The organism is Hoeflea sp. EC-HK425 (genome assembly GCF_902498795.1).
In the GTDB taxonomy this organism is placed as follows: Bacteria; Pseudomonadota; Alphaproteobacteria; order Rhizobiales; family Rhizobiaceae; genus Hoeflea; species Hoeflea alexandrii.
The window spans coordinates 3314083-3325961 of record NZ_LR701572.1 but is presented as its reverse complement, the minus strand read 5'-3'; the positions used below and the strand labels follow the sequence as shown (position 1 = coordinate 3325961).

The 11879-nt window shown below is 61.9% G+C and carries 9 protein-coding genes; 4 read left to right on the top strand and 5 right to left on the bottom strand.

The genetic code is table 11. The annotated features are described in order from the left end of the window. Window positions 1-16: 16 nt before the first annotated feature. From SPHINGO391_RS18755 to SPHINGO391_RS18735, 5 genes are all read right to left on the bottom strand, one after another. The gene (locus tag SPHINGO391_RS18755) at window positions 17-1225 is read right to left on the bottom strand and encodes an acetyl-CoA C-acetyltransferase (RefSeq protein WP_152010266.1); all 1209 of its coding nucleotides are present in this window, start codon (window positions 1223-1225) and stop codon (window positions 17-19) included. 30 nt (window positions 1226-1255) lie between these two features. Beyond that, the gene (locus SPHINGO391_RS18750) at window positions 1256-1909 is read right to left on the bottom strand and encodes a glutathione S-transferase family protein (RefSeq protein ID WP_152010265.1); all 654 of its coding nucleotides are present in this window, start codon (window positions 1907-1909) and stop codon (window positions 1256-1258) included. A 4-nt stretch (window positions 1910-1913) separates the two neighbouring features. Then, window positions 1914-3086, bottom strand: a complete 1173-nt coding sequence (locus tag SPHINGO391_RS18745) for an acyl-CoA dehydrogenase family protein (RefSeq protein WP_152010264.1) — start codon at window positions 3084-3086, stop codon at window positions 1914-1916. 69 nt (window positions 3087-3155) lie between these two features. Beyond that, window positions 3156-4952 (bottom strand): acyl-CoA dehydrogenase C-terminal domain-containing protein, encoded by a 1797-nt coding sequence (locus SPHINGO391_RS18740; protein ID WP_152010263.1) that lies wholly within the window; start codon window positions 4950-4952, stop codon window positions 3156-3158. Window positions 4953-5290: 338 nt separating this feature from the next. Further along, window positions 5291-5698 (bottom strand): MerR family DNA-binding transcriptional regulator, encoded by a 408-nt coding sequence (locus tag SPHINGO391_RS18735; protein WP_152010262.1) that lies wholly within the window; start codon window positions 5696-5698, stop codon window positions 5291-5293. On the opposite strand from SPHINGO391_RS18735, the gene SPHINGO391_RS18730 reads away from it, so the two are divergent. From SPHINGO391_RS18730 to SPHINGO391_RS18715, 4 genes are all read left to right on the top strand, one after another. Next, window positions 5697-6035, top strand: coding sequence for a hypothetical protein (locus SPHINGO391_RS18730; RefSeq protein ID WP_152010261.1), 339 nt, complete (start codon window positions 5697-5699; stop codon window positions 6033-6035). The two genes, SPHINGO391_RS18735 and SPHINGO391_RS18730, sit on opposite strands and share 2 nt — an antisense overlap. Continuing rightward, window positions 6032-9832, top strand: coding sequence for a peptidoglycan-binding protein (locus SPHINGO391_RS18725; RefSeq protein ID WP_152010260.1), 3801 nt, complete (start codon window positions 6032-6034; stop codon window positions 9830-9832). Before SPHINGO391_RS18730 ends, SPHINGO391_RS18725 begins: the two co-directional genes overlap by 4 nt. Before the next feature lie 292 nt (window positions 9833-10124). After that, entirely contained in the window at window positions 10125-11051 is a 927-nt protein-coding gene (locus SPHINGO391_RS18720) for a sulfite exporter TauE/SafE family protein (protein WP_152010259.1), read from the top strand. Continuing rightward, a complete protein-coding gene (locus tag SPHINGO391_RS18715) occupies window positions 11051-11857 on the top strand; it encodes a TIGR02186 family protein (protein WP_152010258.1) in 807 nt (268 codons plus the stop codon). The genes SPHINGO391_RS18720 and SPHINGO391_RS18715 overlap by 1 nt, the downstream gene beginning before the upstream one ends. Window positions 11858-11879 lie beyond the last annotated feature (22 nt).

The window sequence follows — 11879 nt, the reverse complement described above, 5'->3', positions numbered from 1 at the left end:
TGGTCTTCTCCGGGTATCAGACGCGTTCGATGATCGTGGCGGTGCCCATGCCGGCGCCGATGCACAGCGTGACAAGGGCGGTGTTGAGATCGCGGCGCTCGAGTTCGTCGAGCACGGTGCCGAGGATCATCGCGCCGGTTGCGCCCAGCGGGTGACCCATGGCAATCGCACCGCCATTGACGTTGATCTTGTCGGACGGAATGTCGAAGGCCTGCTGGAAGCGCAGCACCACCGAGGCGAAAGCCTCGTTGAGCTCGAACAGGTCGATATCCTCGATCTTCATCTTGGCGCGCTTGAGCAGCTTCTCGGTGACATCGACCGGACCGGTCAGCATCAGCGCCGGATCCGAACCGATATTGGCGAAGGCCTTTATCCGGGCACGCGGCTCGAGACCCATGGTCTTGCCGCCGCGCTTCGAGCCGAGCAGCACAAGGCCAGCGCCGTCGACGATGCCCGACGAGTTGCCGGCATGGTGGACATGGTTGATGTTTTCGATTTCAGGATGCGCCTGAATGGCGACAGAGCCGAAGCCGCCCATCTCCGCCATCATGCCGAAGGAGGCATTGAGGCTGGCCAGCGCCTGCATGTCGGTGCCCGGGCGCATGTGTTCGTCGCGATCGAGAATGGTCAGGCCGTTGATGTCCTTGACCGGAACCACGGACTTCTTGAAGTAGCCCTTCTCCCAGGCATTCGCCGCACGCTTCTGGCTTTCCATCGCATAGGCGTCGACGTCATCGCGGGTGAAGCCGTACTTGGTGGCGATCAGATCGGCGGAAATGCCCTGTGGCATGAAGTAGGCCGGGATGTTGACCGACGGATCCATGAACCAGGCGCCGCCCTGCGCGCCGATGCCGATGCGTGACATCGATTCCACGCCACCGGCGATGACGATGTCGTCCGCGCCCTGGGCGATCTTGGCGGTGCCGAAATTGATGGCATCCAGGCCCGATGCGCAGAAACGGTTGATCTGGATCCCGGGCGCCTCGGTGGCGTACCCGGCTTCGAAGGTTGCCGCGCGGGCGATGTCGCCGCCGGCTTCGCCGATCGCGTCGACGCAACCCATGACGATGTCGTCGACCTTCTTGGTGTCGAGACCATTGCGGTCGCGCAGCGCTTCGAGCATGCGCGAGGCAAGCCGTACCGACGGCACTTCGTGCAGGCTTCCGTCCTTCTTGCCGCGGCCCCGCGGGGTGCGGACGTGATCATAGACAAATACATCAACCATTGCGGTGATCTCCAGGGTTTGGTGTTCGTTTCAGGCGGTAGCCGTGGCGGGGTCCTTCCCGCTCGGCATCAGGTCTTCGGGTCTCTTGTAGCCGGGCAGGGCGGCGATCCGGTCCAGCCAGGCGGCAATGTTGGGATAAGCGGTCAGGTCCATGCCGATCTGGTCGGGCCAGAACAGGTAGCCGCAGATCGAGAGATCCGCGATCGTCGGATGGCCCGAAACGACGAAATCGCGTCCTGCGAGATGCGCATCGAGCACCTTCCAGGCACCTACGGCCCGGGCATGGAAGAACTGGGTCACCGGATCGTCGGATTTTTTCTGAAACAGGCTCATGAACCGGTAGGTCGCCACATAGCTGGTCAGCTTGTGGTTGTCCCACAACAGCCAGCGCAGGATTTCCCGGCGTTCGTCCTCGTTCGCGGGTCCGAAACGGTCGATCTCGCGCGACAGGTAGTCGAGGATGGCACCGGACTGGCTCAGAACCACGTCGCCGTGAGGCGTGTGATGGGTGAGAACCGGCACTTCGCCCATGACGTTCATGCTGCGGAATTCAGGCGACCGTGTCTGCCCGGAGAAAAACGCTACCCGCCGCGGCGCCCAGTCGGCACCGCTGAGTTCGAGCATCAGCGCCACCTTGTAGGCGTTGCCGCTTTCCAGGAAGCAATCAAGCGTGAATTCGGTCATTGGCTCACAGGCTCCTTGCGATCAGCAGTTTCATGATCTCGTTGGTGCCGCCATAGATCCGCTGCACCCGCGCGTCGCGGAACATCCGGGCCACCGGATACTCGTTCATGTAGCCGTAGCCGCCATGCAGCTGAACGCACTCGTCCGCCACCTTGCACTGCAGGTCCGTGGTCAGGTATTTCGCCATCGAGGCGGTGGTCGAGCTGAGCTGCCCCTTGAGGTGCTCGCCGACGCAGTGATTGACGAACACCCGCGCCATGGTGGCTTCGGATTTCAGCTCCGCCAGCTTGAACTGGGTGTTCTGGAACTCGATCACCGCCTTGCCGAAGGCCTTGCGTTCCTTGACATAGTCTATGGTGATTGCCAGCGCCCGTTCGATCATCGAGATCGCCTGGTTGGCGATCAGCAGCCGTTCCTGCGGCAGTTCCGTCATCAGCTGGGCAAAGCCCTGGCCTTCCTCGGTTCCGAGCATGTTGGCGGTGGGAATGCGGACATCGTCGAAGAACAGCTCCGACGTGTCATTGCTCTTGAGCCCCACCTTGTCGAGATTGCGGCCGCGCCGGAACCCCTCGACCTCGTCGGTCTCGACCACCATCAGAGAGGTGCCTTTGGCGCCCTTGGTCGGATCGGTCTTGGACACGACGATGATCAAATTGGCATGCTGGCCATTGGTGATGAAGGTCTTCGAGCCGTTGATGACGTAGTGATTGCCATCCTTCTTGGCTGTCGTCTTGATGCCCTGCAGGTCCGAGCCGGCACCAGGTTCGGTCATGGCGATGGCGCCGATCATCTCGCCGGACGCCATCTTCGGCAGCCATTTCTGTTTTTGCTCTTCCGAGCCGAAATGCAGGATGTAGGGCGCGACGATGGCATTGTGCAGCGCTATGCCGAAGCCGTCGGTTCCTGTGCGCCCCAGCGCTTCGATGATTGCAGCTTCGTGGGCGTAGGTGCCGCCCGAGCCGCCGTACTCTTCCGGCATGGAGGCGCAGAGCAGGCCGGCCGCGCCTGCGCCTTCCCAGGCGCTGCGATCAACCATTTCCTGTTTCTCATAACGGTCGTAATGCGGAACCACTTCCGCTTCCAGCCAGCGGCCGGCCATGTCCTCGAGCATGGCAACGTCGTCTTCCATCCAGTCCGGACGGGGTACGCCAAGCACTTCCGATGGCAATGTCGCCATGTCTTCCTCCCAGAATTCCCGGCGGGCGGAGGGCGCCCGCCATTTTCTCGACCAGACGGTGCGCGGTGCTCAGAAAGCGTCCGCGGCCAGTTCCATCATGGTGTCCGCTCCGGTTTCGATGCGGGCCTTGCGCATCGAAGTCTCGGGCATGATCCGTTCCATGTAGAACTTGCCGACGAGCAGCTTGGAGGCGAGGAACTCGTCCTTGCCGTCCGCACCGGACGCGCGTTTGTCAACGGCAGCCTTGGCCATCAGCGCCCACATGTAACCAAGCGCCACAAGCCCGAAGAGGTGCATGTAGTCGGTCGAGGCGGCACCGGCATTGTCAGGCTTCGCCATCGCGTTCTGCATCAGCCACATGGTCGAGGCCTGCAGGTCGTTGAGACCCTTCTTCAGGCCCTTGGTGTAGAGCGCCAGCTCTTCGTTGTTGCGGTTCTCCTCGCAGAAATCGCCGACTTCCTTGAAGAACGCCATCACAGCGCGACCACCGTTCTGGCCAAGTTTGCGGCCGACCAGATCAAGCGCCTGAATACCGTTGGCGCCTTCATAGATCATGGCGATGCGGGCATCGCGGACATACTGGCTCATGCCCCATTCTTCGATGTAGCCATGGCCGCCAAACATCTGCTGCGCCATCACAGCGTGGTCGAAACCCTTGTCGGTGAGAACGCCCTTGACCACCGGCGTGACCAGGGTCAGCAGGTCGTCGGCCTGTTGCCGGTCGGCTTCGACTTCGGATTTGTGCGCGACATCTGATTTCAGCGCGGTCCACAGCATGAAGGCGCGGCCGGCCTCGTTGAAGGCGCGGATCGTCATCAGCGTGCGCCGCACGTCCGGATGCACGATGATCGGATCGGCCTTCTTCTCAGGCTCCTTGGCGCCCGACAGAGAGCGGCCCTGCAGCCTTTCGCGGGCGTAGGCAACCGCATTCTGATAGGCGATTTCGCCCATCGCCTGGCCCTGCAGGCCAACGCCGAGGCGAGCTTCGTTCATCATCACGAACATGGCCTTGAGGCCGGCATTCTCGGTGCCGATCAGGTAGCCGGTTGCCTCGTCGTAATTCATTACGCAGGTGGCATTGCCGTGAATGCCCATCTTCTCTTCCAGCGAGCCGCACGAGACCGGGTTGCGGTCGCCCAGCGCGCCGTCGTCACCGACCATGAACTTCGGCACGATGAACAGCGAGATGCCCTTCACCCCTTCCGGCGCGCCCTCGATACGGGCAAGCACCAGGTGGATGATGTTTTCGGACATGTCGTGTTCGCCGGCCGAGATGAAGATCTTCTGGCCGGAAATCTTGTAGCTGCCGTCAGCCTGCGGCACCGCCTTGGTGCGCAGCAGTCCCAGATCGGTGCCGCAATGCGGCTCGGTCAGGTTCATGGTGCCGGTCCAGATACCCTCGATCATCTTCGGCAGGTACTTGGCCTTCTGCTCGTCCGAGCCGTGCTCGTGGATCGCGGCAACCGCGCCCTGGGTCAGGCCGGGATACATCATGAACGACAGGTTCGCCGAGGACATGTACTCGCCGACCGCGACATGCAAAGCATAAGGCAGACCCTGGCCGCCGAATTCAACCGGTGCCGCCAGTCCGAGCCAGCCACCCTCGCGATACTGCTTGTAGGCTTCCTTGAAGCCCTTTGGCGTGGTCACCGTGGCGTCGTCGTGCCGGGTGCAGCCTTCCTGATCGCCGACCTGGTTGAGCGGCAGCATCACCTCTTCGGAAATGCGCGCGCCCTCCTGAAGGATGGCCTCGACAATGTCCGGGCTTGCATCGGCGAACCCCGGCAGGTTCATGTAGCGCTCATATCCGAGCACGTCGTTGAGAATGAAAAGCGTGTCGTCGACCGGTGCCTTGAAGACTGGCATGGATCCTCATCCCTTGTAGTTGCGTCGCCGCAGGCACGATAGCCCGGCGATCCCCGTCCAGCTGCTTACTAAACTTTGACGTTTGCGTAAACGTAAAAAATGGAGCTGATTACGTCCTCGATCTCATCTTGATCCCAAAACTATGCAAAAACCAGTGTTTTTTGACCGGAGAGACGATAAAAAAGTCGAAATTCAGTTGGCTGTCGGATCAGAATCTAGTCATCATCTGTGGCTGCAACAAGGCCTGCAGCGCCGCGGCGAACCGGTATGCCGGGCGGCGCCCAACAAAAAACCCGCCTTTTGAGCGGGTTACATGAAAAAGGCTGATGTTTGCGAGTTTAGGGGCCATCTGATTCGGCCAGCATTTCCCGAACCACGGAAATGGTGCGCTCGAGTTCCTCGATGGCCGTGTTGATGGTCGCGCGCTGTTCTTCCAGCACCCGCATTTGCGCTTCCCCCTTCGACAGGGCAACCTTGAGCTGGGTGACATTCTTGCCGCGCGGGTCATAAAGGTCGATCATACGCTTGACTTCGGTCAGCGAGAAGCCGACCCGCTTGCCCAGGAGAATGAGCTTCAGGCGAGCCCGGTCGCGTTTGGAAAAAAGCCGTGTGACTCCGACCCGTGTCGGCTTGAGCAGGCCCTTGTCTTCGTAAAATCGCAGGGTACGCAGCGTGACGCCGAATTCCTCGGCCAGATCGCCAATCCTGTAGACCGCTTCATCGTGGTCCGCGCTGGTGTCTGTCATGGTGTTCATCGTTGGCCTGGGCCGCCATTTCTCTGTTTTCCGAAAAGCTCGATCGCGGTGTGACATTATACCTTACGCCACGTCAAGTCGCCCGGATTTCAGCTTCGTTCGCGAAAGAAAAGTAACCTTGGTTAACGGGTTGTTTACCACGTTTCGCAGAATGTGTGGGCGAAGAGCAGTAAGCCCGGATTCATTGTATCTTGTTTTTGCCGGTTTGAAGTCTGGCTTTTCGGCGTCGGCGATGTTCGCGGGTTGGCCGAAGAGCGAAATGGATGTGCTGCGGACGGGGGTGGAGCGGCAAGCTCCGGTCAACAACGCGAAGCGGAAGCAAAAATGAACGGATCGCGATCTCATTCAAACAGGCAAGGCACGGGCGGCTCCTCGCTGGATTCGCTCAACCGTACGATCGAGAGCCTGGAAGCGCGAATTGAATCGATGATGGGCCGCAGCGCAACTGCCGCGCCTGGCCGCTATGCGGCCGCGACACAGCAACAAGCCCCGGCGGCGAGGATCAAGCCCTCCGGTCTTGGCGATGGATTGCTGGACGATATCCGCGCCCGCCAGCGCGCCCTTGAGCAGGCGCAGCACGGAAAGTCCGCGCAGGGCGTCAAAGCAAACGCCAGCCGCGGCAATCAGGGACGTCAATCCACCAGAAAGACCGCAATGGTGGACCAGGTTTCAGCCGTGCCCCAGGCTGCGCAACCGGATCTCGGCGAGCAGCTTATCACTGAAATGGCAGCGCTTCGCCGCGAGATGGGCGAACTGCGCAGGGAAGCCCGCGAGCAGTCGCTGCCCAAGGAATTGCGCCGCGACCTGGCCGGTATCTCGGCCTCGATAGACGCGCTCGGCGCGCAGGATGGCGGCGCCGATGCCCTCCGGCTCGAGCTCGATTCCATGCGCGAGATGGTCGATCGTCTCGCCCGGGAGGAGAGTGTTCGCGCGCTCGAAAACCGTTGGCAGTCCATGGAAGAGCAGGTCGCCGGTCTCGACATGGCCGCACTGCGCGAAGAGCTGGTCAATCTTGCCTACCGTGTTGACGAGATCCGTGAATTCCTTGCAACCATGCCCGAATCCGGTCAGGGGCAGGTGATCGAGAACAAGATCGCCGAACTGTCACAGACGATCGAGGCGATGTCACGCCAGTCGGTTGCCGCGGGACCGGATTTCCCGGAGCAGTTCGAGCTGCTCGGCGCCCGTCTTGATGAGATCACCCGTGCAATTGCGGCACTGCCTGCACCCGGTTCGGCTGCCGCCAGCAATGCTCCCTTCGAACGCCTCGAGGCCCGGCTGGCTTCTGTTGCCCAGAAGATCGACGAACTCGAGCCCTCCGCCGTCGAAAACCAGATCGGCAGCCGCATCGAACATCTTTCATCCCGGATCGCCCAGCTGGCCGACGAGGAAGCCATTGCCCGGCTCGATGCCAGGATCGAACATCTGCAGTCCTATCTCGAAAACGGCGCCCGCCAGGACCGTATGCCCGAGCTTGAGGATTATCTCAGTGACATCACCGGCAAGATCGAAGCCCTCGACGCGCGCGGCGTGGATGACGCGCTGATTGCCCGGCTCGACCACCTGGCTCACCAGATTGAAGGCCTGTCGGTACCACAGCCGCAGACCGGCACCGTTCCCGAAGCCGTTATCGGCCGGCTTGAAGCCCTCATCGGTCGGGCCGAGGCCACGGTTTCCCGCAGCGTCGACCCGCTGCCCGGTCTTGAAACCCTCGAAGCTCAGCTGGCCGAGATTTCGGCCCGGCTCGACAGGCCCTATGTCGATCAGGCACCGATGATGATGCCCGGGATGGAGAGCCTGGAAGCCAGGCTTGCCGACATTGCCGATCGGCTCGACATGTCGAGCACCGGTCAGGCCGGCCCCAGCGATGAGGCCATGCGCGGTCTTGAGGACCAGATTGCCAATCTCTCGCGGTTGATCAGTTCCGCACCTTCGGCAGCCGGAACCGAGGCCTTCGACGAGCGTCTGGCCTCGATCGAGGAGCATCTGGCAACCAGCGACGAGTTTGTCGTCGAAGCTGCCCGCCAGGCCGCCGAAGCTGCCCTGTCTGCCTATTCAGGGCAGATGGGCAGCGCGCCTTCGCCGCAGTCGATTGCCAACATGGAGGTTATTACGGCGCTCGCCGACGACCTCAAGGCTCTCGAAGGGCTCAGCCGCAAGACCGAGGACAGGACCACCCGCGCGTTCGAGGCGGTCCAGGAAACCATGATGAAGATCGCCGAACGTCTGGAGCGCCTCGGTGCGCCAGCGCCGGGGCTCCATCAGGCCGCCTCGCATGACGAGCCTGCCAGCCGCGCAGCGTTCGGTACCGCTATGCCGCAGGCCTCTGCCCAGTCCCTCGAGGATGTGATGGAGCTGGCTGGCGAGCATGAGGATGCGTTGTCCGAGATGGACCGTTCCGAGGCAGAGATGAAACCGCATGCGGCCCGCTCGCCATCCGAAGCGGCTGCCCTGGCGGCGGCCTATGCAAAGAGCCAGGAGGCCGAAACCGGCGACGACGAAATGCCCGAAACGGGCAAGACCGGTGACAAGTCGTTCCTCTCAGGATTGGCGGCCCGTATCCGGCCAGGCCGGGATGCGTCGAAGGCACAGGCCGAACCCCAGTTCACCGAAGACGATACTCCGCCGCTCGATCCGTCAATGGAAATGGATGCAGAAACCGCCAACATGCCGCTTGAGCCGGGATCTGGTGCACCCGACATCAACCGCATCCTGCAGAAGGTGCGTGAGGCCCAGGCCGCGGAACGTCAGCGTGGCGGTGGCCCCGCCGACACTGGTTCGGAAAAGACCGAATTTCTCGCATCCGCTCGTCGCGCCGCCATGGCGGCGGCTGCGGAGGTCGAAACCATCGGCAAGGGCCGCAAGAGCGGTGGCGGCGGAATGCTTGAGGTGCTCAAGTCGAAACGCCGGCCGATCCTGATGGCGGCCGGCGCGATCCTGCTGGCCATCATGACCGTTCCGCTGGTCTCGGGGCTGCTCTCGGGCGGCAACGAGGAAACAGCCAATGTCGAGCCAGCAATTGTCGAGCCCGCAGAAACGACCGATCAGACTGCCTTGAGTGGTGATGTTTCCGACATGGTGGCGGGTGCCGAGGCCGAACAGCCGTTGGTCGAAACCCGCTTGCCAGAGGTCCGGGTGATCGAGCCCGGTACCGATACACCCTCGCAGATGACCGAGATGGCGCCGCAATCGACATCGCCCGAGGCCACGGCGGCAATTACACCGGTCGAGCAGGCAGCGCCGGCGGACGACGAGGTTCTGACCGCGGCATTGGATGGCCTGCCCCAGGATGCGGCAACAGGAGCGCTCAAGGCTGCTGCGGCTGCGGGCAATCCGCTGGCTTTCTATGAAATCGGCGCACGCTTCACCGAAGGACGCGGTGTTCCTGTCGACCTGAAGTCGGCGGCAAGCTGGTATCAGCGCGCGGCCGATCTCGGTCATGCCCCGTCGCAGTACCGGATTGCCAATTTCTACGAGAAAGGCAGCGGCCTGGAGCGTGACCTCGACGCTGCCAAGAAGTGGTACCAGCTGGCCGCCGAGCAGGGCAATGCCAGCGCCATGCACAATCTCGCGGTTCTCTACGCCACAGCCGGTCAGGTTCCGGACTACGAGAATGCCGCCGCGTGGTTCGAGCGCGCTGCCGAAGTCGGCGTGCGCGACAGCCAGGTAAACCTCGCCATCCTCTACGCCCGTGGCGACGGTGTGACCCGTGACCTTGAGAAATCCTACAAATGGTTCGCGATCGCGGCCAATGACGGAGACAAGGACGCCGCGGTCAAGCGCGACGAGGTGTTCAACGCACTTCGGCCGGAACAGGTCGAGGCGGCTCGCGCCGCAGTCGCCAACTGGACGGCCGAGCCGATCAATGCGGATGCCAATGAAGTCGAGGTTCCCGCCTCGTGGCAGGGTGCTTCCACCGAGACCGCTTCGGTGGACATGAGCAAGGCGATCCGCAACATTCAGGCGATCCTCAACAACAACGGGTTCGATGCCGGACCACCCGATGGCGTGATGGGCAAGAAGACCGTTTCCGCGATCAAGGAATTCCAGGCCTCGATCGGCATGGCCGCCACCGGTGAAATCGACGACCGGCTGGTTCAGGAGCTGCTCGCGCGCAACGGTTGATCCCGCTGCTCCGCGAGCAACGTCTGTGGCGGCCCTGTGGCTGCATTGGCGGACAAGACAGCCGGCTGTCAGAAGCCGTTGTTCAAGGGCTTGTCGTCACATTTGGGACCTTGTTTTGGGGACGCGCAGACCGGTTGCCGCAGACGATGTAAAATATTCAGGTAACTGCGGTAAAACCTTGCCGCGATGACCTTATCCGATTTGACTCGCACCGTCGAAACGCGCAAAACCGTATTGTCGGGGCTACCCGGTCGCAACCTTTTTTCCCGTCATTGACGCCCGGGGGCGCAAGGTGACTATCTACCTGCCGATCGCAGAATTGTCGGTCAATATCTTCGTCATCCTCGGGATGGGCGCGGCAGTGGGTTTCCTGTCCGGTATGTTTGGCGTGGGCGGCGGCTTTCTGATCACGCCGCTTCTGATCTTCTACAACATCCCGCCCGCGGTTGCGGTCGCCACCGGCGCGAACCAGGTTGTCGCTTCTTCGGTTTCGGGCGCGCTGGCGCATTTCCGCCGCGGCACGCTTGATATCAAGCTCGGACTTGTGCTGCTTGTCGGCGGTCTCGCCGGCGCCACGGTCGGTATTCAGATCTTCTCCATGCTGCGTCGCCTGGGTCAGCTCGATCTGATCATCTCGCTGCTGTATGTCGTGTTTCTGGGGTCGGTTGGCGGATTGATGCTGTGGGAGAGCGTCAACTCGCTGCGCCGCGCCGCCAACAACAAGCCTGTGTCGCTGCGCAAGCCCGGCCAGCACAATTGGGTGCATCGGCTGCCCTTCAAGATGCGGTTCAAGCGTTCGAAGCTCTATCTCAGCGTTATCCCGGTCATTCTGCTCGGTTTCGCCATCGGCATCCTGACCTCGGTGATGGGCGTCGGCGGCGGCTTCATCATGGTTCCGGCCATGATCTATCTGCTGCGCATCCCCACCAGCGTGGTCATTGGAACATCGCTGTTCCAGATCATCTTCGTCACCGCCTTCACAACGGTGGTTCAGGCGACGACCAACTATTCGGTCGACATCGTTCTCGCCTGGTTGTTGATGGTCGCTGGCGTTATCGGCGCGCAGTATGGTGTCCGCGTCGGTCAGAAGATGCGTGGCGAGCAGCTGCGCGCAGGCCTTGCACTGCTCGTCCTCGCGGTTGGCATCCGGCTTGGTTTCGGCCTGGTGTTGCCACCCGACGAAATCTACTCCGTGGTCAGCGGGAGTTTCGGGTTCTGATGCGGTACGCAGCCTTCCTCTTCGGTGTGTTCCTGCTGGCGGCTTTCCCTGCCGCGGCCCAGCTTGTTGATCCCACCGTCACCATCAACGACAAGTTCTCGGAACGGATCGATATCGGGATCTCCACCAACGAGATCGCCATCACTTCGGATTTCTCCGGTGCAGACATCACCGTGTTCGGGGCCATCGACGGCGCCGACGAACTGCTGCTGGCCACATTCGCCTATGATGTGGTTGTGGCGCTGGAAGGTCCGCGCAAACCCACCACCGTCAGGCGCAAGGAGCGGGTTGCCGGGATCTGGATCAACCGTCACTCGATCCAGTTCGGGCCAATCCCTGCCTCCTATTCGATGTCGAGCACCCGGCCACTGGCCGATATCGCCAACCTGATGGAGCTTGCCTCCCGCGACATCGGCATCAACAACATCCGCCTCGTTCCCACCGGCAGCATCGGCGACGGATCCCGCCTGACCGAGTTTCGCGACGCGCTGCGCCGCATAAAGCAGGTCGGGGGGCTGTACCAGCGTGATCCGACCGGCGTGCAGTTCATCTCCAAGGCCCTGTTCCGGGCCACCGTCCGGCTTCCGGCAAACATCCCTGTCGGCCAGCACACGGTTCGTGCGGTTCTCTACAAGAACAGCCAGTTCGTCATGGAAAAAGAGATCCCGCTCCGCGTGGTCAAGACTGGCCTCGAGCAGTTCATCTACAATTTTGCCCATGTCTATTCACTGGCCTACGGCATCGTCGCGGTGCTTCTCGCAACGCTGACCGGATGGCTGGGCAGCGTCATCTTCCGCAAGGACTGATCATCAGCATATCGGAGCAGGG